21 protein-coding genes and 1 tRNA gene are annotated in these 21622 nt (G+C 66.6%); 19 read left to right on the forward strand and 3 right to left on the reverse strand.

The window, feature by feature from the left end; genetic code table 11:
- Positions 1-6: 6 nt before the first annotated feature.
- Positions 7-2163, forward strand: coding sequence for a primosomal protein N' family DNA-binding protein (locus tag ACZF5Y_RS06995; protein WP_497535084.1), 2157 nt, complete (start codon positions 7-9; stop codon positions 2161-2163).
- Between the two features lie 19 nt (positions 2164-2182).
- Here ACZF5Y_RS06995 and trpB (ACZF5Y_RS07000) read toward each other — a convergent pair whose 3' ends face one another.
- Positions 2183-3394, reverse strand: coding sequence for a tryptophan synthase subunit beta (gene trpB, locus ACZF5Y_RS07000; protein ID WP_497535085.1), 1212 nt, complete (start codon positions 3392-3394; stop codon positions 2183-2185).
- 190 nt (positions 3395-3584) lie between these two features.
- Between trpB (ACZF5Y_RS07000) and ACZF5Y_RS07005 the strand changes: the two genes are divergently transcribed.
- From ACZF5Y_RS07005 to ACZF5Y_RS07015, 3 genes are all read left to right on the forward strand, one after another.
- The gene (locus ACZF5Y_RS07005; protein ID WP_497535086.1) at positions 3585-4499 is read left to right on the forward strand and encodes a methionyl-tRNA formyltransferase; all 915 of its coding nucleotides are present in this window, start codon (positions 3585-3587) and stop codon (positions 4497-4499) included.
- Entirely contained in the window at positions 4496-5899 is a 1404-nt protein-coding gene (locus ACZF5Y_RS07010; protein WP_497535087.1) for a transcription antitermination factor NusB, read from the forward strand. Before ACZF5Y_RS07005 ends, ACZF5Y_RS07010 begins: the two co-directional genes overlap by 4 nt.
- An 82-nt stretch (positions 5900-5981) precedes the next feature.
- Positions 5982-7424 carry an MFS transporter gene (locus ACZF5Y_RS07015; RefSeq protein WP_497535088.1) on the forward strand — a complete coding sequence of 481 codons (1443 nt, stop codon included), beginning with the start codon at positions 5982-5984 and terminating at the stop codon, positions 7422-7424.
- On the opposite strand, the gene ACZF5Y_RS07020 is transcribed toward ACZF5Y_RS07015, so the two are convergent.
- Positions 7411-8355 (reverse strand): hypothetical protein, encoded by a 945-nt coding sequence (locus tag ACZF5Y_RS07020; protein ID WP_497535089.1) that lies wholly within the window; start codon positions 8353-8355, stop codon positions 7411-7413. The two genes, ACZF5Y_RS07015 and ACZF5Y_RS07020, sit on opposite strands and share 14 nt — an antisense overlap.
- Before the next feature lie 650 nt (positions 8356-9005).
- On the opposite strand from ACZF5Y_RS07020, the gene rpe reads away from it, so the two are divergent.
- The 15 genes from rpe (at position 9006) to ACZF5Y_RS07095 (ending at position 20982) form a co-directional block, all read left to right on the forward strand.
- Positions 9006-9668, forward strand: a complete 663-nt coding sequence (gene rpe, locus ACZF5Y_RS07025; RefSeq protein WP_497535090.1) for a ribulose-phosphate 3-epimerase — start codon at positions 9006-9008, stop codon at positions 9666-9668.
- 54 nt (positions 9669-9722) lie between these two features.
- A complete protein-coding gene (locus ACZF5Y_RS07030; protein ID WP_053352935.1) occupies positions 9723-9986 on the forward strand; it encodes a phosphoribosyl-ATP diphosphatase in 264 nt (87 codons plus the stop codon).
- A gap of 95 nt (positions 9987-10081) precedes the next feature.
- Positions 10082-10924 (forward strand): ATP phosphoribosyltransferase, encoded by an 843-nt coding sequence (gene hisG / locus ACZF5Y_RS07035; RefSeq protein WP_497535091.1) that lies wholly within the window; start codon positions 10082-10084, stop codon positions 10922-10924.
- Between the two features lie 10 nt (positions 10925-10934).
- Entirely contained in the window at positions 10935-11720 is a 786-nt protein-coding gene (hisF, locus tag ACZF5Y_RS07040) for an imidazole glycerol phosphate synthase subunit HisF (RefSeq protein WP_497535093.1), read from the forward strand.
- Positions 11717-12079, forward strand: coding sequence for a phosphoribosyl-AMP cyclohydrolase (gene hisI, locus ACZF5Y_RS07045; protein WP_497535094.1), 363 nt, complete (start codon positions 11717-11719; stop codon positions 12077-12079). The genes hisF and hisI overlap by 4 nt, the downstream gene beginning before the upstream one ends.
- Before the next feature lie 74 nt (positions 12080-12153).
- A complete protein-coding gene (locus ACZF5Y_RS07050) occupies positions 12154-13746 on the forward strand; it encodes an anthranilate synthase component I (RefSeq protein WP_497535095.1) in 1593 nt (530 codons plus the stop codon).
- The gene (locus ACZF5Y_RS07055; RefSeq protein ID WP_497535096.1) at positions 13736-14410 is read left to right on the forward strand and encodes a Trp biosynthesis-associated membrane protein; all 675 of its coding nucleotides are present in this window, start codon (positions 13736-13738) and stop codon (positions 14408-14410) included. The genes ACZF5Y_RS07050 and ACZF5Y_RS07055 overlap by 11 nt, the downstream gene beginning before the upstream one ends.
- Before the next feature lie 34 nt (positions 14411-14444).
- On the forward strand, positions 14445-14678 hold the full coding sequence (locus ACZF5Y_RS07060; RefSeq protein ID WP_053352940.1) for an HGxxPAAW family protein: 234 nt from the start codon (positions 14445-14447) through the stop codon (positions 14676-14678).
- Position 14679: 1 nt separating this feature from the next.
- Entirely contained in the window at positions 14680-15450 is a 771-nt protein-coding gene (gene trpC, locus ACZF5Y_RS07065) for an indole-3-glycerol phosphate synthase TrpC (protein WP_497535097.1), read from the forward strand.
- A gap of 20 nt (positions 15451-15470) precedes the next feature.
- Positions 15471-16712: a tryptophan synthase subunit beta gene (trpB, locus tag ACZF5Y_RS07070; protein ID WP_497535098.1), complete on the forward strand. Its 1242-nt coding sequence runs from the start codon at positions 15471-15473 to the stop codon at positions 16710-16712.
- Positions 16709-17503, forward strand: a complete 795-nt coding sequence (trpA, locus tag ACZF5Y_RS07075; protein WP_497535099.1) for a tryptophan synthase subunit alpha — start codon at positions 16709-16711, stop codon at positions 17501-17503. Before trpB (ACZF5Y_RS07070) ends, trpA begins: the two co-directional genes overlap by 4 nt.
- Before the next feature lie 83 nt (positions 17504-17586).
- Entirely contained in the window at positions 17587-18606 is a 1020-nt protein-coding gene (gene lgt, locus ACZF5Y_RS07080) for a prolipoprotein diacylglyceryl transferase (protein WP_497535100.1), read from the forward strand.
- Positions 18607-18623: 17 nt separating this feature from the next.
- On the forward strand, positions 18624-20078 hold the full coding sequence (gene pyk, locus ACZF5Y_RS07085; protein ID WP_497535101.1) for a pyruvate kinase: 1455 nt from the start codon (positions 18624-18626) through the stop codon (positions 20076-20078).
- Positions 20079-20161: 83 nt separating this feature from the next.
- A tRNA-Leu gene (locus ACZF5Y_RS07090) sits at positions 20162-20243 on the forward strand.
- A gap of 130 nt (positions 20244-20373) precedes the next feature.
- Positions 20374-20982: an ANTAR domain-containing response regulator gene (locus ACZF5Y_RS07095; protein WP_053352945.1), complete on the forward strand. Its 609-nt coding sequence runs from the start codon at positions 20374-20376 to the stop codon at positions 20980-20982.
- Positions 20983-21068: 86 nt separating this feature from the next.
- Here the strand turns inward: ACZF5Y_RS07095 and ACZF5Y_RS07100 are convergent, their stop codons facing one another.
- Positions 21069-21509 (reverse strand): hotdog fold thioesterase, encoded by a 441-nt coding sequence (locus ACZF5Y_RS07100; RefSeq protein ID WP_497535102.1) that lies wholly within the window; start codon positions 21507-21509, stop codon positions 21069-21071.
- Between the last annotated feature and the right edge of the window lie 113 nt (positions 21510-21622).

The raw sequence follows: 21622 nt of genomic DNA on the forward strand, positions 1-21622 counted from the left end.
CCGCGTATGGCATCAAGCGCATCACCGGTCTCCGCGCACGGATGGTCGGGGTATGAGCGGGCCGAAGGCGCACAGGGTCGACCCATCGCGCAGATCCTGCTCGACTCGGCGCTTCCGCAACTCGATCACCTCTTCGACTATGCGGTGCCGCCCGAGCTGGCCGACGAGATTCGAGTGGGGCAACGCGTACGCGTGCCGTTCCGCTCGCGAGAACGCAAGACGTTCGGGTTCGTCGTCGGATTCTCCGAGCGCAGCGACTTCGGCGGCGAGCTGTCGCCCGTCGCCGATCTCGTCACCCCCGTACCCCAGCTGACCCCGGAGGTCTGGCGCTTGGCTCGTGCGGTCGCCGATCGCGCGGGAGGCTCGGCGGGTGACATCCTGCGGCTTGCCATTCCCACGCGCCAAGTGCGCGTCGAGAAGCAGCATTTGGCGGCGGCGTCGACCCCGGATACGAAGAGTTCGGGCGCAGAGGGTTCGACGGTCGTGGAATCCAGGGAAGACTCTGAGCTCGTGGAAGAGCCGGAGACCGATGGCGTCGATCCAGCCGAGGCCGAAGCGATCACGGCGGTCGCAATCGCCGAAGACGTCTCGCAGTCGGCGGAGCACACCATCGCCGAACAGCTCATCGCCGGCGCACGTCTTGCGCTGACTGCGTCGCACGGCCCCGAGCGGCTGCACACGGGGGAGTGGGTCGGAGGGTGGGCCGGGCAGCTGGCACGCATTGCACTCGCGGTGTACGAGTCACGGCGCAGCGTGATCATCATTGCTCCTGACTATCGCGACCTCGACCAACTGCGCGATGCACTCGCCGCCTTCGGGCACGAGCACGTGGTACGGGTCGATTCGCGTCAGTCGAACGGTGAGCGCTATGCCGGATTCCTCCGTGCACTCGACGCAGAGCCCCGCATTATTCTCGGCAACCGTTCTGCCGGGTACGCGCCAGCCCACGAACTCGGGGCGATCCTCATCTGGGATGACGGAGACCCCGTGCTCGCCGAGCCCTTGACCCCCTACGTGCACGCGCGTGACGCCGCCCTCGTGCGCGCCGAGCAGACCGGTGCCGGGCTGTTCTTCGCCGGGCACACGCGCAGCGCCGAGGTGCAACGACTCGTCGACCTGGGCTACGTGCGTGCGCAGCGCAACCCGCCGCGGCGTGCCCGCATCCAACATGCCGACGCGTCGTTGGCGCCCGACGCGTTTGCGGGCCGCGTCCCCGAGTTCGCCGCGCGCACGATCCGCGAAGGGCTGCGGAGTGGACCGGTGCTCGTACAAGTCGCCACGCCGGGCTATGCTCCGGTCGCGGTGTGCGCCGAGTGCGGCGACCTGGCTCGATGCCAGGTCTGCGCGGGGCCGATCGGTTTCCGAGCGATCGGTCGGGCGTCATGCCGCTGGTGCGGGGAGCACCCGGCTCGCTGGCAGTGCCGCACTTGCGACGGGCGCACGCTCGTAGAGCGCGGTATGGGGTCCGGACGCACCGTCGAACAGTTCGAGCGGCAGTTCGCCGGCGCGCGCGTGCTGCTCAGCGACGGGGACCATCCGCGGGAACGCGTCGACGCTCGACCTGCCATCGTCGTCGCAACGCGCGGCGCCGAGCCGTTGGCCGCGGGAGGCTACCGCGCCGTCGTGCTGCTCGACGCCGAGCGCCTGCTCAGCATTGAAACGTTGCGGGCAGGCGAAGATTGCCTGCGCTGGTGGGAGAACGCTGCAGCCCTCACTGCGGTAGACGGCGTCTGCCTCATGGCTTCGGGCGGTGGCCCGGTGGTGCGTGCATTCGTGACCGGTCGCACCGAGGAGTGGCTGCACGGTGAGCTGCGGGATCGCCACGCGTTGCGGTATCCGCCAGCGGTGCGCGTGGCGAGCGTCAGCGGCGGGCCCGACGAAGTCGAGCGCGCGCTGCTGCAACTCGCGGAGGTTCCGGGAACCGATCATCTCGGGCCGACGCAGGTGCCCGCGGGGGGCCCTGCGAAGACGCCGGCGGGCTTGGTGCGCGCCATCGTTCGGTTCGACTACGGTCACGGTGCAGAAGTCGCGAGCCGCCTGCGCGGCGCACTCGTCGCCGATGCAGCCGGCTCGGCATCGCGCACACGCGGGAGCGCTCCAGGGCGGGCACGCCCCGAAGCGCTCCGGCTGCGCTTCGACGATCGCGGGGTCTTCGACGGGTAGGCCGGTCGCGTCGTTCGGCTCAGACCGCTGCGGCGTCGCGCAGGCGCTCCGCGACGAAGTCCACGTCTTTGTCGCCGCGCCCCGACAGGTTCGCGATGATGACTGCGTCTGCGGGCAGCGTCGGGGCGAGCTTGATGACCTGCGCGAGTGCATGCGAGGACTCGAGCGCCGGAATGATTCCCTCGACTTTCGAAAGCGTCTGGAACGCGGCGAGCGTCTCCTCATCGGTCACCGATACGTACTCGACGCGCCCGAGCTGCTCGAGGTGGGCGTGCTGCGGTCCGACTCCCGGGTAATCGAGCCCCGAAGCGATCGAGTGTACGGGCGATGGTTCTCCCGATTCGGTCTGCAGCACCTTGGTGCGCATGCCGTGCAGCGTGCCCGGCGTGCCGAGGGTCATCGTTGCGGCGTGACGAGAGCCCTCGAGCCCCTCACCGGCGGGCTCGACGCCCTGAATGCGCACTGACTCATCTTCGAGGAACGCATCGAACAGGCCCAACGCATTCGAGCCACCGCCCACCGCGGCCACCAGCACATCGGGCAGTTTGCCCTCGGCCTCGAGAATTTGTGCGCGGGCTTCGCGGCCAACGACCGACTGGAAGTCGCGCACCATCGAGGGGTATGGATGCGGCCCGACCACGGAGCCGATGGCGAAGAAGTACTCGTCGGGAGACGCCGCATAGACGCCGAATGCCGAGTCGACGGCCTCCTTCAGCGAGCGACCGCCCTCCTCGACGGCAACGACTTTTGCGCCGAGCAGTTCCATGCGTACGACGTTCGGATGCTGCTTCTCAACGTCGATCGCACCCATATGGATCTCGCACTCGAGCCCGACGAGCGCGGCCGCGGTCGCGAGCGCGACGCCGTGCTGACCGGCACCCGTTTCGGCGATGACCTTTGTCTTGCCCATTCGCTTGGCGAGCAGCGCCTCGCCGAGGCAGTGATTGATCTTGTGGGCCCCGGTGTGGTTCAGGTCTTCGCGCTTGAGGTAGATCTTCGCGCCGCCGAGTCTGCGGGTGAGGTTTTCGGCGAAGTAGAGCAGCGAAGGGCGACCGACGTAGGTACGCAGGAGCGCCTGCAGCTGATCCTGGAAATCCGGATCCTGCATCGCCTCGGCGTATGCCGTGGCGACCTCGGCGATCGGGCCGGCGAGGAACGGCGGCAGTTCTGCGCCGCCGAACTCGCCGAAATTGCCCTCGGCGTCGGCACGGTAGGGGGAGGTCTGTGTCATGGGTGGTCCTTTGCTTCATTGCGCCACTCGGAGACGAAAAAACACCGCCCTCGAGAGGCGGTGTCGGTGTGCATGCGCACGAGAGGGAGACCGCCTAGGCGGTCCACCACTGCTGCACGGTACGCATACGAGGAGCATAGCAGGATCGCAGCGGGCGGCACGAGCCCGAGTCAGGTGGGAGAATGGTCGAATGCGTATCGTCTTCGCGGGCACTCCCGAGTTCGCCGTTCCGAGTCTGCAGGCGCTCGTCGCCGCCGGTCATGACGTAGTGGGGGTCATCACCCGCGCCGACGCACTTTTGGGCCGCAAGCGCGTGCTCACGCCATCACCCGTGGCGGCGGCGGCAGAAGCGCTCGGCATTCCTGTGCTGAAGGCGAATCGTTTGGATGCTGCGGCGACCGAGTGGGTGGCGGGTCTCACGCCCGAACTCGGCGTGATCGTGGCCTACGGCGGGCTCGTGCGCACCCCGCTGCTCGAGACCCCTGTGCACGGCTGGATCAACCTGCACTTTTCGGCACTGCCGCAGTGGCGCGGCGCAGCTCCCGTGCAGCGCGCACTCGCCGCGGGCGAGCAGCGGCTCGGCGTCACCGTGTTCCGTCTCGTGGAAGCGCTTGATGCCGGGGACGTGCTCACGCGCGATGCTCGCGAGGTGCCCGAGGGCACGACCGCTGGTGCGGCGCTCACCGATCTCGCGTCGTTCGGCACGGTGGCATTGGTCGCCGCGGTGGCGCTGCTCGCAGAGAACGCCGAAGCCGGGGAACCGCAGGAGGGCGAGGCGAGCTACGCGCACAAACTGTCGCGAGACGATGGCCGTCTTGACCTCTCACGGCCGACCTCCGAGGTACTGGCGACGTGGGCCGGTATGACGCCCGAGCCCGGAGCGTTCGTGCTCCATGACGAGGCACCGCTGAAGCTGCACGCGGTGCGTCGTGCGGAGGCTCTGCCCGGCGTGGCGGCGGGCCAGGTGGTGCTCTCAGGCGGAGCGGCCGTGGTACAGCTCGTCGACGGCGCGCTCGTGCTCGAGCGCGTGCAGCCGGCCGGCAAGCCCGCGATGGATGGCGCCGCCTGGTTGCGCGGCCGCGACGGAGAGGCGATGGTTTCATGAGTGCGATTTCGAAGCCGAGACTTGTGGCCTACGATGTGCTGCGCGATGTGGAGGATCGCGATGCCTACGCGAACCTGGCATTGCCTGCGCGCATCCGCGAAGCCGGACTCGACGCGCGCGACGCGGGCCTCGCGACCGAGCTGGCGGCGGGTGCCCTGCGCTGGCGCGGCCGCTACGACCGCATCATCGAGCTCGCTGCTCGGCGCGAGATCGAGCGGATCGATAGTCGTACGCGCAATGTGCTCCGGCTCGGCGCGCATCAACTGCTCGGCATGCGCACCGCCGCCCACGCTGCGGTGAACGAGAGCGTCGAGCTGCAGCGACGCGTCGGCAACCGTGCGGCAGCGGGATTCGTGAACGGGGTCTTGCGCACGATCGGGCGCACTGAGTCTGCCGAGTGGGATACGCGCATCGCGGAGAACGCGAGGAACGCCGACGACGCACTTGCCGCGCAGTCCTCGCACCCCGCTTGGGTGATCCGAGCCGTGCGCGATGCACTGCACGCCGAAGGGCGGCGGAATGAGCTCGAGGAGCTGCTCGCCGCAGACAACATCGCACCGCGGGTGAGTCTGGCAGTGCTGCCGGGTGCCGGCGTCGCGCCGGAAGAGATCGCCGACCGTGACAACCTGGTGGAACTCACGCTCAGCGGCCCCTCGCCGCTCGGACTCGAAGTCGGCGGCGGCGATCCGGCACGAGCGATCGAGGAGACCGGAGCGCGGTCCGGCTTCGCGCGGGTGCAGGATCAGGGATCGCAGCTCGCTGCGCTTGCGCTTACCCGGGCTCGCCCGGTGCGATCGGGGGAGCGCTGGCTCGACTTGTGCGCCGGGCCCGGCGGAAAAACGGCCGTGTTGGGCGCCGAAGCCATTGCGGGCGGCGCGACGGTGCGCGCGAACGAAGTATCCGAGCACCGGGCCGAGCTCGTGCGGCGATCCGTGACCGGAGTCGCGGAGGTCGTCGAGGTCGTCTCGCACGACGGCCGTTCTGAAGCGGCCTTCGGACCGTCTTCGGGCGCGACGTTCGATCGGATTCTCGTCGATGCTCCCTGTTCGGGTCTCGGTGCGCTGCGCCGTCGGCCCGAGGCGCGCTGGCGCAAGCAGCCATCGGATCTGCCCGAGCTGACGCAGTTGCAGGGCGAGTTGCTCGATGCGGCGGCGGATCACCTCGCACCCGGCGGGCTGCTCGCGTATGTGACGTGCTCTCCGCACTTGGCCGAAACCCGGGTCACCGTTGATCGTCTGCTCCGCCGACACCCCGAGCTCGTCGAACGCAGTGCGCGCGACGCCGTTGCCGCAGTGGCCCGGGGAGCGATCGACCTTCCGGGGGAGACGCTGAGCGCGCAGCTCTGGCCGCACCGGCACGGCACGGATGCGATGTTCGTCGCGCTGCTCGAACGGCGCTGACGACTGGTCTGCGGCGTCGGACCGGTGACGCACGCACGACGAGGCTCTAGCGGATGTCGGTGGTCGCGTCTAGCCTGAGGCCATGACCACGAATCTGGGCCCGGAGGCAGGGCGACCGCCGGTGCCGATCGCACCGCCGGTCGGTGGCTCGCGCACGTTCGCGCACGTGCTCGTGAATACCGCTGTGGCCAATCTGACGACCAACTTCCTTTGGTTCGCCGTCGTCTTCTGGGTGTATCTGGAGACCCGAAGCATCTTGGCGACCGGGGTGCTCGGCGGCGTGTACATGATCCTGCTGGCGGTGTGCTCGATGTGGTTCGGGTCACTGGTCGACCGACTGCGCAAGCGCCGCGTGATGCTGATCTCGGCATGGTCGTCGCTCGCGGCGTTCGGAGTCGGGTGCGCCATCTTCTTTGCCGTGCCGAGCCCGGAGCTGCTGAGACTCGACCGGCCCTGGTTCTGGGTGTTCACCCTCGTCGTGCTCGCGGGGTGCGTGGTCGAGCTGCTGCGCAACCTCGCGCTGGCCACGACGGTGACGCTGCTGGTTCCGGTCGAGAAGCACGCCAACGCGAACGGCCTCGTCGGCACAGTGCAGGGCTTGGCGTTCATCGCCACCAGCGTCTTCAGCGGGTTGTCGGTCGGGTTGCTCGGCATGGGCGGCACGATCATCATCGCGACGGTCTGCGTGGGGGCGCCGATCCTGCATCTCCTCGCGCTTCGCATCCCCGAACCCGAGATCGTGCCCGATCCCACCCGCAGCGCGGTGGACTTTCGGGGCGGAATGGCTGCGATGCTCGCAGTGCCGGGACTTCTCGCACTCGTGTTCTTCTCGACGTTGAACAACCTCTCGGGCGGGGTGTTCATGGCGCTGCTCGATCCGTACGGTCTCGAGATGTTCCCCGTCGAGGTGTGGGGAATGGTGTTCGGGCTCGCTTCGACCGGATTCATCGTCGGCGGCCTCGCGGTGGCGAAGTTTGGCCTCGGGAAGAATCCGATTCGCACCATGCTTGTGCTCGTGGTCTTGCTCGGGGTGCTCGGAATCGGCTTCACCCTGCGCGAGTGGCCGTGGCTGTTCATCGCGGGAATCTGGGTGTTTATGGCACTGATGCCCGCCGTGGAAGCGGCGGAGCAGACCGTGATCCAACGCGTCGTGCCATTCGAGAAGCAAGGCCGCGTGTTCGGGCTCGCCATGACCTTCGAAGCGGCCGCAGCTCCGATCACTTCGCTGCTCATCGCGCCCATCGCCGAGTTCTGGATCGTGCCCTACATGCGCGAGCCGGCAGGGGCAGCGGACTGGGGGTGGTTGCTCGGCGGCGGCCAAAGCCGCGGCATCGCCCTCATCTTCGTATGGGCGGGCGTCGCGATGGTGCTCCTCGGTCTCGGGGCGTTTCTGACTCGCTCCTATCGAGTGCTGTCGCGGAGCTATGCGGCGGTTCCGGTGCCGAACGTGCATGATTCCGCCGGATCGACGGGCGCCGGCGAGGTCCCGCCCGTTCCGGGTGCGGGCGCCGTCACTCCCACATAAGCGTGGGCGAAGCGCTGCTGAAGTCGACGTAGGGCTGCAGAGCTTCTTCGCCGTATTCAAGATCGGCACGCGCCACCTCGCCCGATCGCGACACGTCCAACGCGATGTCGGCGGCGATCCATTCATAGGTCGTCACCCGGGTGGGGGTGCCGTAATCCGGATCGGGAATCATCGCAGCCAACCGGTCGTCGACCCCGGCCTGCAGCGTTCGAGTCACGGTGCCGTCGACCGCGGCCCACCCCTCAGAGAATGTGCGCTGCACTGACATCCCGCAGCTCGTCTCCAGGGTCTGCGCAGCGAGGCACTCCGTGAGCGACGCCGTGACGAGACGGCGGAACTCTGCGACACCAGCGTCTGAGAGCACCGGAGTCGCAGTCGAAAACTCGGTGAGCGCAGAGTCGTCCGCGAGCACCAGCCGGTCCGTGCCCGTCGACAGTTCGAACCAGTCCGACGTGAGCTCGACGGGATATGCGATCGGGAACCCCTCCAGCGCGCTGTCTTCCGGGGCGGCGCCGCCGATGCGCAGATCCATCCCCTCGAACGCCCCGGTGTACAGGTGCACGGTCCCGTTCGTCATCAACCAGGAATCGGGAAACTCCCAGAACGAGAATTCTCGGGTGACCGCGACATCCCCGACCTCGTATGCGACCGTCACGACCCGGTCGCCGAGGTCATCCGAGTCGCGCTCGTCGAGCACCGCAATATCGGTGATCGGAGCGGCGTCGATCGCGTCGCGCAGCGCCTCGTCGGTGAGCAGCGGCTCGAGGCCGTCGACACCGGCGAGCTCACGGGCTGCGGTGCCATCGCCATTCGCCAGCGCGGTGAGATAGGAGACTGCCGCGTCGCTTGCACTCAGCTGAAGGTCGCTCGGTGCCTCATCTGACGGGTCACCGTTCGACGAGGCGAATCCGATCACCAAGAAGATCGCCACGATACCGAGACCGATGAGGGCGCCCCAGCCGGCTTTGCCCGTGCCCTTCGCACCGGGGTGTGCGAGAGGCTTGGCGGCATTCGGTGGGGGTGACCATGCTGCGGGAGCCGCGGGCGAGACCGGTGGGCCCGGGTGCGGGCGAGGTGCTCGGGCCGGGTTGCGCAGGAACTGGGGCAGCGGGCGCCGAAGGAGCTGGCGCGGGTGGTGCGGGCGTGGATGAAGCAGTCGCCTGCTGAGCGGGTGCCGGATTCGACTGGGCGAAATCCGCGCGCACGGGCTCGGGATGCGGTGGCGCGACGGGAACCTCGGGAGGTGCCGTCACCGCGGGTTGCAACTCGGGATCGACGGCAAGGAACGACGGGTCAGCCGAGGTGAGATTAGGCATCGCGGGAGCCTCGGGCAGCGCCGGCGCGGCCCCTGGCCCGGGCGAATCCATGCCGGGCGGCATCGTCAGGCCGGGTGGTGGTCCGAACGACGGCGGGGTCAGCCCCGGCGACGGCCCGAGGCCAGGCGGAGGGAGCAGCCCCGGGGGAGCAGCGGAGGTCGGCTGCGGCTCATCGGGCAGCAGCGGATGCGCGTCCTCGGGGTCCGTCATGGCTCCAGACTAGAGCGTCGAAGTCAGCGTCGGTGGGAGGCCGTAGGCTGTTCCCGTGACCGCGCAGCGCATTAACCCGAGCATCCTGTCCGCCGACTTCGTTAACCTGCAGTCCGAGCTGGAGGCGATTCGTTCTGCAGACCTCGTGCACGTCGACGTCATGGACAATCACTTCGTCCCGAACCTCACCATGGGCCCGCCAATCGTCGAGCGCATCCAAGCGGTGTCGCCCGTGCCGCTTGACGTGCACCTCATGATCTCGGATGCGGATCGCTGGGCGCCCGCCTACGCAGAGCTCGGGGCCTACTCGGTCACCTTCCACGCAGAGGCCGCAGCAGAACCCGTCTCGCTCGCACGCGCGTTGCGCGAGCGCGGCGCCCGAGCCGGTATCGCTCTGAAGCCGGGCACCGACCCCGAGCCCTATCTCGAGTTGCTTCCCGAGTTCGATCAGGTCCTCATCATGACCGTGGAGCCCGGCTTCGGCGGGCAATCGTTCATGCCCGACATGATGCCGAAGCTGCGTCGCTTCGCAGACGCCAAGCGGCGGCTCGGCCTCGATGTCTGGCTGCAGGTCGATGGTGGCATCACGACCGAGACGATCGGGGTCGCCGTGGAAGCCGGAGCGGATACCTTTGTCGCGGGTTCCGCCGTCTACGGGGGCGTTCCGGAAGCACGTATCGCAGAGCTGCGAGCCGCCGCGTCCGCCCACACGCACTGAGCCGTGAGCGACGGTGCGATCCGGCCCCACGATGAAACCCGCTAGGCTAGTCCCGTGAAATCGTTCGAGGTGCTGTTCGCCGAGCTCAGCGAGAAGGCGGCCACCCGCCCCGAGGGCAGCGACACTGTCGCGCGTCTGGATGCCGGCGTGCACACGATCGGCAAGAAGATCGTCGAGGAAGCCGCCGAGGTCTGGATGGCTGCCGAGTACGAATCCGACGCAGACTGCGCGGAAGAGATCAGCCAGCTGCTCTACCATCTGCAGGTGCTGATGCTCGCGAAGGGCCTCACCCTCGAAGACGTCTACGCGCATCTGTAGCATCGGCGCGCCGGGATTCCCGAGCGCCGATGCTCGCCGCTGACCTCTCACTCTTGGCCGGCAGAACCGGCCGCACGGAAGGATTTCCACGCACCATGCTTCGCATCGCAGTTCCCAACAAGGGCTCGCTCTCCGAGACCGCCGCCGAGATGCTCGCGGAGGCCGGCTACACGGGGCGTTCCGACAGTCGCAAACTCGTGCACGCCGACACGCGCAACCAGGTGGAATTCTTCTACCTGCGTCCGAAAGACATCGCGACCTACGTCGGCTCGGGCGCGCTCGACGTCGGTATCACGGGGCGTGATCTGCTTCTCGACTCCGGTTCGGGCGCGTCCGAGATCGAAGAGCTCGAATTCGCGGACTCGACGTTCCGGTTCGCCGCGCCTGCCGGGAGCGGCATCACCGAGCTCGCTGACCTCGCCGGCCGCCGGGTGGCGTCCAGCTACACCAAGCTGGTCGACGATTTCCTGCGCGAGCGCGGCGTCATCGCAGAGCTCGTCAAACTCGACGGCGCAGTCGAATCGGCCGTGGAGCTCGGCGTCGCCGACGCCGTTGCCGACGTCGTTTCGACAGGCGCCACACTGCGGGCGGCCGGTCTGGAGATCTTCGGACCGGTGATTCTCCAGTCCACGGCGGTGCTGATCGGTGGCCCGAAACAGCACGCCGACATCGAACGCCTGTTGCGTCGCCTGCGCGGCGTCTTGGTGGCTCGAAAGTACGTGATCATGGACTACGACTTGCCGGTCGAACAGCTCGAGGAGGCGACGCGCATCGCCGGTGGCATCGAATCGCCGACTGTGTCGCCGCTGAAAGACGAGCGCTGGGTGGCCGTGCGCGTCATGGTGCGATCTGATGACGCGAACCAGATCATGGACCGCCTCTACGACCTCGGCGCACGCGCGATCCTCGTGACTGCCATTCACGCCGCGCGTCTCTGAGCGGAGCATCATGTCCATCGCAATCCGTGTGATCCCGTGCCTCGACGTCGCCGGCGGGCGCGTCGTCAAAGGGGTCAACTTTCTCAACCTCCGCGACGCCGGTGATCCGGTCGAACTCGCGGCACGTTACGCGGCGCAGGGCGCCGATGAGCTCACCTTCCTCGACGTCACCGCGACCGTCGACGACCGATCGACCACCTACGACGTCGTGCAGCGAACGGCTGAACAGGTGTTCATTCCGCTGACCGTTGGCGGTGGCGTGCGCGGCGTCGACGACGTGGCGCGTCTGCTCGGTGTCGGCGCCGACAAAGTGGGTATCAACAGCGGCGCAATCGCGCGACCCGCAGTGATCGGCGAGATCGCCGATCGATTCGGGGCCCAGGTGCTCGTGCTGTCGCTCGACGTGAAGCGGAGCGAACGCATGCCCTCGGGCTTCGTCGTGACCACGCACGGCGGCAAGCGCGAGACCGATATCGACGCGCTCGCCTGGTGCCGCGAGGCAGTCGAGCGCGGCGCAGGTGAACTGCTCGTCAACTCGATGGATGCGGACGGGACGCTCGCAGGCTTCGACCTCGAGCTCACCCGACTCGTGCGCGAAATCTCGCCGGTACCAGTGATCGCCTCCGGCGGCGCAGGGGCGCTGGAGCACTTCGCCCCCGCTGTGGATGCGGGAGCCGACGCCGTGCTTGCCGCGTCCGTCTTCCACGACGGGACCTTCACTATCGGGGAAGTGAAGCGCGCGCTCGCGGATGCGGGGCACGAGGTGCGCCTCAGCGATGCTGAGCGGGCATCATGACCTCGATCGATCCTGTACCCGCAGATCTGGTGTTCGGGGCCGACGGTCTATTGCCGGCGATCATTCAAGACGACGCCAACGGCGACGTGCTCATGCTTGCCTGGATGGACCGCGAAGCCGTGCGGCGCACCGTCACGACGGGACGAGTCACCTTCTGGTCGCGCTCGCGGCAAGAATATTGGCGCAAGGGCGACACCTCGGGGCACCGACAATATGTGCGCGGCGTGTCGATGGACTGCGACGGCGACACCCTGCTCGTCCGGGTGATTCAGGTCGGTGCGGCGTGCCACACCGGCACGCGCACCTGCTTCGACGATCGTGAGATCACTGCGCTCGTCGGTGACCCTGCCGACGATTGAGCGACACCGAGATTCGAGGCGTCGGGGGCCTCTGCGGCTCCAGGCTCACATCCAACGCGCGGTAGGCTGACACGGTGAGCTTGACGACCTCGCGCGCCGCGTTCGACGCCGCGCGCGCCTCCCACGCAGTGATTCCGGTGTGCCGCGAAGTGTTCGCCGACGCAGATACTCCGGTCGGTATCTACCGGAAGGTTGCGGGGTCGCGCCCAGGAACCTTTTTGCTGGAATCGGCCGAGCAGGGCGGCGTCTGGACGCGGTTCAGCTTCGTGGGTGCTGGCAGCTTCGGTGTGCTCGGCGAGCGCGGCGGTCGTGCACACTGGTCGCCGGCCTACGGTGGTGAAGTGTCGGAGGAGCGCCTGCTTCCCGGCGGCATCAGCGAGTTGGCGCCCGTCGAGGCGCTGAGCGCGGTCTACGAGCGCTGGAGGTCACCGCAGGTCGAAGGTTTGCCGCCGCTCGCGAGCGGATTCGTCGGGTACCTCGGGTGGGAGACGGTGCGTCAGTTCGAGAAGCTTGAGCACGGCCCCGTCGACGGGCCCGGTCTGCCGACGCAGGGGCTCAGCTTCGTCTCCGAGCTCGTCGTCATCGACCATCGAGAGGGGAGCGTGGTGCTGCTCGCCAACGTGCTGCACGATGCCGCGCTCGGCGATCCCGCACTCTCAGATGCCACCGATGACCGTACGCTCGCTGACGCGCAGTGGGCAGATGCGCAGGCGAGACTCGACGCGCTGCAACTCGCGCTCGCCGCTCCTGAAGCTTCCCCGTTGAACTCGGTGGATCGTGGTGCCGCCCCCGACCCGAAGCGTCTCACTTCGACGTCGGAGTACGTCGCAGCGGTCGAAGCCGCCAAGCAGTACATCGTCGACGGCGACATCTTCCAGGTAGTGCCATCGCAACGATTCGACCAGCCGTGCACGGCCGCGCCACTCGATGTCTACCGAGTGCTGCGCCATCTGAACCCGAGCCCGTACCTTTACCTGCTGCAGCTCGAAGACGCTGCAGGCCAACCCTTCGCGGTCGTCGGTTCGAGCCCTGAGGCGCTCGTGACGGTTCAGGAGGACGGTCACGTCATGACGCACCCGATCGCCGGCTCACGGCCGCGCGGAGCCTCGGTCGAAGAGGATCAGCAGCACGAGCGCGATCTCCTCGCCGATGCCAAGGAGCGCGCAGAGCACCTCATGCTCGTCGACTTGGCGCGCAATGATCTGCTCAGAGTGTGCGAACCTTCGTCTGTCGAGGTGACCGAGTTCATGCGCATCGAACGGTTCAGCCACATCATGCACATCGTGTCAAGTGTGGAAGGCCGTGTTCGCTCGGGTCAGAACCCGATCGATGTATTCCGTGCCACGTTCCCCGCGGGTACGCTCTCGGGTGCCCCGAAACCGCGTGCGCTGCAGATCATCGATGAGCTCGAGCCCGTGCAGCGCGGCGTCTACGGCGGCGTCGTCGGGTACTTCGGGCTGGGCGGAGCCGCGGATCTCGCGATCGCGATCCGCACGGCAACGATCAAGGACGGCGTCGCGATGGTGCAGGCCGGGGCCGGAGTGGTTGCCGACTCGGTACCCGAGACAGAGGACGCCGAGTGCCGCAGCAAGGCCGCGGCGCCGCTGCGAGCGATCGCCATCGCGAACACGCTGCACGCGTTGGGGGAGGCCCACGATGCGGCCTAAGCTGTTGACCATCACTGGGCTGGCGGCTGCCGGTGCGCTTGCACTGCTCGCCGGATCGCAGACCTGGATCTCCTTCATGCTCGATGGCACCCACAGCCTCGAAACCGTCGCCGGGCACGACGTGAACTCCGCGGTGTCGCCCATCGCTATCGCAATCTTCGCCGCAGCGCTGGCGCTCACGATTGCCGGACGGGTGTTCCGGCGGGTGCTGGGTGCGCTGATCGTCTTGCTCGGGGCGGGCCTTGCCGCGCTCACCATCAGCGTCATCGCGCAACCGCTCGAGGCAATCGCGGGAACCATTACCTCACTCACGGGAATCACCGGGGCGAATACGACGTCACTGGTGGTGTGGAGCCAGCTTTCGGCCTGGGTCTGGGTGTGTGTCGCCGCAGGGGTGATCGCCGCGCTGCTCGGGGTGACCGTCGTCGTCTGGGGCGGCCGTTGGGTGACCGGTGGGCGCAAGTACGATGCGTCTGCGCCGACGGTTGCGACTGCAGCAGGTCAACCGGATCGCATCTCCGACTGGGATGCCCTCTCCGGCGGCGACGACCCGAGCGACGACGACGACCTCGATGCCGACCGCACCTCCGATACAGACGCGGAATCTGCGGGGGATGACGATGTCGCCGGGGAGGCGCCGAACGGTGCTTCTGATTTCCGCTAGTCTGGAACTGTCGAAATCTGTTCAGAGGAGATTCATGAGTACCCAGCACGGAGACCCCGGTCACGGCGATTCGCCCGCCGCATGGACGGCGGTCGTGGTGATGCTGCTCGGCATTGCTGCCGGCACCGTCTTCTTCTTCCTGCACAACGCACTGATGGTGTGGGTGTGCGTCGGCGTTGTCGTGGTGGGCGCATTGCTCGGGTGGGTTCTCTCCAAGGCCGGCTACGGCGTGAACGGACCGAAGTTCACCCCTCCGGCTCACGACTGACGTGCTCGAAGATCTCCTCGCAGGCTCGCTCGAAGACGCTGCGACTCGGAAGCTGACTCGACCGTTTGCCGAGGTTGAGGCGGATGCGCTGGCCGCGCGGCCGGCCCTCGACGCACTCGCCGCACTGGCACCGGCCGATCACATCAAGGTCATCGCCGAAGTGAAGCGCGCAAGCCCATCACGCGGCGATCTCGCCGAGATTCCTGAACCTCAGGACCTGGCGACGCAGTACGAAGCCGGTGGTGCCAGCGCGGTCAGCGTGCTGACGGAGGAGCGCAAGTTCAAGGGCTCGCTCGCCGACCTCGAAGCGGTGCGCAAATCAATCAGCATTCCGGTGCTGCGCAAAGACTTCATCGGCGACGAGTACCAGGTGCTCGAAGCGCGAGCAGCCGGCGCCGACCTCGTGCTGCTTATCGTCGCGGCACTTGAGCAGCCCCGACTCGAGCGTCTGCACGACCTCATTCTTGAACTGGGCATGACCCCGCTCGTCGAAGCGCACAGCGATACCGAAGTCGCCCGTTCGGTCGACCTCGGTGCACAGCTCATCGGAGTCAACGCCCGAGATCTCCGGACGTTCGAGCTCGACCGCGATCTGTTCGGCCGTGTGGCCGACCAGATTCCCGCCGGAGTGACTCGGGTTGCGGAATCGGCGGTGCTCAACGTGGCAGATGTCGAGCACTATCGCTCAGCCGGTGCCGACGCGGTGCTCGTCGGCGAAGCGCTCGTGACGAGCGACCCCATCGCTACGCTGCAGTCCTATCTCAGCGTCTGACTGAATCTGTAGAGGACACTGTGACCGATCAGAACCCGGCGACGACGAGCCTGCGCGACCAGCACGGCCCGTTCTTCGGAGAATTCGGCGGCCGGTACATGCCCGAGTCGCTCATCGCTGCCATCGACGAGTTGACCGAGGCGTACGCCGCGGCCCAAGCAGATCCCGAGTTCCGCGCCGAACTCACGGAGCTGCTGCTCTCGTATGCGGGCCGCCCGTCTCCGATCACCGAGGTGCCCCGCTTCGCCGTGCATGCCGGAGGCGCACGCGTCTTCTTGAAGCGCGAAGACCTCAACCACACCGGTTCGCACAAGATCAATAACGTGCTCGGACAGGCGCTCCTTACGAAGCGCCTCGGTAAGACCCGCGTCATCGCGGAGACCGGGGCGGGGCAGCACGGGGTGGCCACGGCCACGGCCGCTGCGCTGTTCGGTCTCGAATGCACGATCTACATGGGCGAGGTCGATACCGAGCGTCAGGCGCTCAACGTCGCTCGCATGCGACTGCTCGGCGCCGAGGTCATCCCGGTGCGCACCGGATCGCGCACGCTGAAAGACGCGATCAACGAGGCATACCGCGATTGGGTCGCGAGCGTGGATCGCACCAACTACATCTTCGGTACGGCAGCGGGCCCGCACCCGTTCCCCGCGATGGTGCGCGACTTCCAGAAGATCATTTCCGAGGAGGCTCGCGCGCAGCTGCTCGAGCGCGTCGGTCGTCTCCCGGACGCCGTCGTCGCGTGCGTAGGCGGCGGATCGAACGCAATCGGTATGTTCGATGCGTTCCTCGACGACGCCGATGTTCGGCTATATGGCGTTGAAGCGGCTGGAGACGGCGTCGAAACGGAACAGCACGCCGCATCGATCGAACGCGGTCGACCCGGTATTTTGCACGGTGCGCGAACCTATGTGCTGCAGGACGCGGACGGGCAGACCATCGAGTCGCATTCGATCTCTGCGGGTCTCGACTATCCCGGTGTCGGGCCTGAGCACGCGTGGCTCGCCGACATCGGTCGTGCCGAGTACATTCCGGCGACCGACGACGAAGCGATGCAGGCGCTGCGGCTCCTGAGCCGCACCGAGGGCATCATCCCCGCAATCGAGTCGGCGCACGCACTCGCCGGTGCGCAACGCATCGGCGCGGAGCTGGGCGAGGGCGGCATCGTCTTGGTGAGTCTTTCCGGTCGCGGTGATAAGGATATGGCGACGGCTGGCCGATACTTCGGTCTTCTCGACGCGAACGGACCGGAGGTCGACGGATGAGCGCGGCGGAATCACAGGTCGCACGCGCGATTCGCGCGGCGCAGCAGGATCGCCGCGGAGCCTTGATCGGCTACCTTCCCGTCGGCTTCCCCGATCTCGACACGAGTATCGATGCGGCGATCGCCATGGCACGCAGCGGGGCTGATGTGCTCGAGTTGGGCGTCCCGTACTCCGACCCAGTGATGGACGGGGCCGTGATTCAAGAAGCCACGCAGACGGCGCTCGCTGAGGGGTTTCGTCTCTCGGACGTCTTCAAGGCCGTTCGGCGCATTCGCGAAGCGGTGGATACTCCGGTACTCGTCATGACGTACTGGAATCCAGTGCTGCAATACGGTGTCGATCGTTTCGCGCGGGAGTTGTCCGCTGCTGGTGGCGCCGGGCTGATCACGCCCGACATCACTCCGGATTCCGCGTCGGATTGGATCGTGGCCAGCGAAGCACACCGGCTCGATCGCGTCTTTCTCGCCGCACCGAGCTCGACCGATGCGCGTCTCGCGCTCGTCAGTGAGTCGAGTCGCGGATTCGTGTACACCGTGTCGACTATGGGCATCACGGGTGAGCGAGCCCAGCTCGATGCGGCGGCCCGCGGGCTGACTCAGCGACTGCGCGAGCAGGGAGCAGAGATCGCCTGCGTCGGAATCGGTATTTCCACTGCCGAGCAGGTTGCCGCAGCTCTCGATTATGCCGACGGTGCAATCGTCGGAACAGCGTTCGTTCGCGCGCTGCGCGACGGCGGCGTGGCACAGCTCGCCGATACGGTGCGCGGTATCGCGGCGGGTACCGCGCGGTAAGATTGACCCGTCTTCCGCACGGCGATTCCGCGCGGTTTCCATTGAAGTCCCGCGGCAGCGCGCCGCGACCGAAAGAGGAGTGAATGATTCTCCCGTTGAGCATTCCGAGCCCAGAGCTGCAGTATCTGCAGATCGGGCCGCTGCGGATCTACTTCTACGCACTCTGCATCATTCTGGGGATCATCATCGCCGGGATCTGGACTGCCCGTCGCCTCGGTCAGCGCGGCGGTGAACGCGGCGCAGTGTTCGATTTCCTCGTCTGGTCACTCGTTCTCGGCATCATCGGTGCGCGTTTGTATCACGTGGTGACGCACTGGGGCGATTACTTCGGCGCAGGCAAGAATCCGCTCGAAATCTTCGCATTCTGGAACGGCGGCATCGCCATTTTCGGCGCGCTGATCGGCGGCGCCATCGGTGTGCTCATTGCTTCGCGCATCACCGGAATCCGATTCTGGTCGTTCGCTGACGCACTGGTACCGGGCCTGCTCATCGCGCAAGCGGTGGGTCGTGTCGGCAACTACTTCAACCATGAGCTGTTCGGCGGACCGACCACGTTGCCCTGGGGTCTGGAGATCGAGGCGAGCAATGCTGCGTTCCCCATCGGACTGCCCGAGGGGACCCTGTTCCACCCGACGTTCATTTACGAGGCGATCTGGAACCTGCTCGGTGTCGTCGTGCTCCTCGCGATTGAGCGCAAGTGGCGCCCGCGCTGGGGCACTTTCTTCGCGCTGTATCTCATCTGGTACGGCATCGGTCGCTCGTTCACCGAGTCGCTCCGTGTGGACCCGAGCCTGCTCTTCCTGGGCATTCGCACCAACGTCCTTGCCGCACTGATCGCCATTCTCGTCGGTGTCATCCTCTTCATCGTGCGTCGTCAGCGTCACGTCGGTATCGAGAACTCGGTGTACTTGCCGGGGCGCCGAAACCCGAGTGACACGGTGCTCCAGGACACGGCGAACGCCGATGAGTTCTACCACATCATCGATCGTGGAGACGCGAGCGAACGCAACGCTGCGGACGCTGTCGACACCCCATCTGACGCCGAAGACGTCGTCGAGGCCGCTCCGGTTGCCGAGACGGACGCCCCCGGTAAGACCCACTAACCGAAGGAGACCGCTGCATGCGTCACGCCAAGATCGTCGCCACCTGGGGCCCCGCTGTTTCCAGTTACGACCACACGCTCGCGCTGATCCAGGCGGGCGTGAACGTGGCTCGACTGAACATGTCTCACGGCACGTACAACGTGCATGAGGGCATCTATCGCAACATCCGTCGCGCCGAGGCCGAGGTGCAGCGTCCCATTGCGGTGCTCGCCGATTTGCAGGGGCCGAAGATCCGCCTTGGTGTGTTCGCCGATGGTCCGTACGAGCTCGAGGTCGGCGATGAATTCGCGATCACGACCCGAGACATCGTAGGAGACCGTACGATCTGCGGCACGACGCACAAGGGACTTCCCGGAGATGTGCGCCCCGGAGATCCGTTGCTCGTCGACGACGGCAAGGTGGCTCTGCGAGCAGTGAAAGTGACGGAAGACACGGTGTACACGACCGTCGAGATTCCCGGCAAGGTATCGAACAACAAGGGCATCAACCTGCCGGGCGTTGCCGTCAATGTGCCGGCGCTCTCGGATAAAGACGAAGAGGATCTTCGTTGGGCGCTCGCGCTGGGCGTCGACTACATCGCGCTTTCCTTCGTGCGTGACGCCGCCGACATCACGCGCGTGCACGAGATCATGGACGAAGCCGGTGTGCGTCTGCCCGTGATCGCCAAGATCGAAAAGCCGCAGGCGGTTGAGCACCTCGAAGAGATCGTCGCAGCCTTCGACGGCATCATGGTGGCACGTGGCGATCTCGGAGTCGAACTGCCGCTGGAGCAGGTGCCGTTGGTGCAGGCTGAAGCAGTGTCGATCGCACGACGCAATGCGAAGCCGGTCATCGTGGCCACACAGGTGCTCGAGTCGATGATCGAGAACCCGCGCCCGACCCGAGCTGAAGCCTCCGACTGCGCGAATGCCGTTCTCGACGGTGCTGACGCGGTGATGCTTTCGGGCGAGACCAGCGTCGGCGCGTACCCGGTGCAGGCCGTCGCGACGATGGCTCGAATCATCGAGGCCACGGAGGATCACGCTCTCGGCCGCATCGAACCTCTCGGGAGCGCTCCCCGCACCCAGGGCGGTGCACTCACCCTTGCGGCTTCTGAGGTCGCTGATTTCATTGGAGCCCGCTTCATCTGCGTCTTCACGGAGTCCGGTGACACCGTGCGTCGCATGTCGCGATTGCGTCGACCGATTCCGATCATCGGCTTTACGCCCGACTCAGGGACGCGCCGTCGCATGGAGCTGACCTGGGGCGCGCAAAGCTATGAGGTGCCTCGCGTCGCCAGTACCGATGAGATGTTCGAGCAGGTCGACAAGGTGTTGCTTGAACACTCACGCGCGGAGCTCGGCGAGAAGGTCCTGATTATTGCCGGATCGCCTCCCGGAGTGGTCGGCACCACGAACACGCTTCGCATTCACCGCATGGGTGAATCGACCGGGCAATTGCCCGAGGCGGGTCCGCGTTCGTTCAGCAACTAGCTCGTTCGACAGCGCGCGACGCGCCCATCGGGGATGCGTCGCGCGCAAGGTTCCCCTGACTGTGCGCTAGGCTGGTGGAGTTCGCCGAATTGGTGGAATTGGCAGACACGGCGCACTCAAAATGCGTTGCCGAAAGGCGTGCGGGTTCAAGTCCCGCATTCGGCACGAACTTGATGCCCCGCTGCGGTGACTCACGTCACCGCAGCGGGGCATCTGTGCGTTTGGGCTTCGGTGCGAGCGCTCGAATTCGAGCCGCTTTCGGAATTCCGCAGTATGAATGTCGTAAGCTGGACGGGTGAATGACCAGAGCACTGCACCGAGCGCTCCGCGACGCGTCGTCGTTGCGGAAGACGAATCCCTGATCCGTCTCGATATCGTCGAGACCCTGCGCGATAACGGTTTCGAGGTGGTCGGCGAGGCCGGTGACGGCGAGACCGCCGTCAAGCTCGTCGAGGAGCTGCGCCCAGACCTCGTGGTCATGGATGTGAAGATGCCGCAGCTCGACGGAATTTCCGCAGCCGAGCGCATCAACAAGACGCACATGGCCCCGGTCGTGCTGCTCACCGCGTTCAGCCAGCGCGAGCTGGTGGAGCGCGCAAGCGAAGCCGGTGCGCTCGCCTACGTCGTGAAGCCGTTCACCCCGGCCGACCTGATCCCCGCTATTGAGATCGCTCTGTCGCGATTCCAGCAGATCGTGGCGCTGGAGAGCGAAGTCGCCGATCTCGCTGAGCGTTTCGAGACCCGCAAGCTCGTTGATCGCGCCAAGGGCATATTGAACGACAAGATGGGCCTGAGCGAGCCCGAGGCGTTCCGTTGGATTCAGAAGGCGTCGATGGATCGCCGTCTGACCATGCAAGATGTTGCCAAGACGATCATCGATCAGCTCGGGCAGAAGAAAGAGTAGTCTGTCGCCCGGTCGAGTTCGACCGCGAACACAGGAAGGCCCCGGCCCGCGCATGCGGGTTCCGGGGCCTTCGTGTGCGCCAGCGGTTAAGCGCGCTGCTGCTTGTAAAAATTGGTGATGCGCACGGTGGAGCAACGGATGCCGTGCTCGTCGGTGATGACGATCTCGTGGACCGCAATGCTGCGCCCCAGCTTGATCGGAGTGCACACGCCGGTGACCAGGCCAGACGTAGCCGAGCCGGTGTGCGTCGCGTTGATGTCGACGCCGACTGCGACATACCCCTCAGGGGCGACGAGATTCGCATGCATGGATCCGAGCGATTCGCCGAGCACCACATACGCGCCGCCGTGCAGGAGGCCGATCGGTTGCGTGTTGCCTTCGACCGGCATGGTGGCGACCGCGCGGTCCCGGGTGAACTCGATGGCTTCGATGCCCATACGATCGGCAAGGGCACCCATGCCGCGTTCACGGATGTAGGCGAGACCGTCGAGCGGTGCGGCGTCTGCGCGTGCAGGGGAGTCAGTCATGGGATCCTCTCGGGGGCGATGTGACACGCGCGAGTCGACGGTATCGGTGCACGCCCTGGGGAATGTCGGCGGCGGATTGTAGGCTGATGCCGTGTCGAACACTCAGCCTACTC

The sequence above is a fragment of the Leucobacter sp. WKLB1 genome, from assembly GCF_059696215.1.

Coding starts and splice junctions, on each gene's coding strand:
- pyk (WP_497535101.1), top strand. CDS start 18,624: ATGCGTCACGCCAAGATCGTCGCCACCTGGGGCCCCGCTGTTTCCAGT.
- ACZF5Y_RS07100 (WP_497535102.1), bottom strand. CDS start 21,509: ATGACTGACTCCCCTGCACGCGCAGACGCCGCACCGCTCGACGGTCTC.
- ACZF5Y_RS07055 (WP_497535096.1), top strand. CDS start 13,736: ATGCGGCCTAAGCTGTTGACCATCACTGGGCTGGCGGCTGCCGGTGCG.
- hisI (WP_497535094.1), top strand. CDS start 11,717: ATGACCTCGATCGATCCTGTACCCGCAGATCTGGTGTTCGGGGCCGAC.
- ACZF5Y_RS07015 (WP_497535088.1), top strand. CDS start 5,982: ATGACCACGAATCTGGGCCCGGAGGCAGGGCGACCGCCGGTGCCGATC.
- ACZF5Y_RS07005 (WP_497535086.1), top strand. CDS start 3,585: ATGCGTATCGTCTTCGCGGGCACTCCCGAGTTCGCCGTTCCGAGTCTG.
- trpB (WP_497535085.1), bottom strand. CDS start 3,394: ATGACACAGACCTCCCCCTACCGTGCCGACGCCGAGGGCAATTTCGGC.
- ACZF5Y_RS07060 (WP_053352940.1), top strand. CDS start 14,445: ATGAGTACCCAGCACGGAGACCCCGGTCACGGCGATTCGCCCGCCGCA.
- trpA (WP_497535099.1), top strand. CDS start 16,709: ATGAGCGCGGCGGAATCACAGGTCGCACGCGCGATTCGCGCGGCGCAG.
- hisF (WP_497535093.1), top strand. CDS start 10,935: ATGTCCATCGCAATCCGTGTGATCCCGTGCCTCGACGTCGCCGGCGGG.
- lgt (WP_497535100.1), top strand. CDS start 17,587: ATGATTCTCCCGTTGAGCATTCCGAGCCCAGAGCTGCAGTATCTGCAG.
- hisG (WP_497535091.1), top strand. CDS start 10,082: ATGCTTCGCATCGCAGTTCCCAACAAGGGCTCGCTCTCCGAGACCGCC.
- ACZF5Y_RS06995 (WP_497535084.1), top strand. CDS start 7: ATGGCATCAAGCGCATCACCGGTCTCCGCGCACGGATGGTCGGGGTAT.
- ACZF5Y_RS07010 (WP_497535087.1), top strand. CDS start 4,496: ATGAGTGCGATTTCGAAGCCGAGACTTGTGGCCTACGATGTGCTGCGC.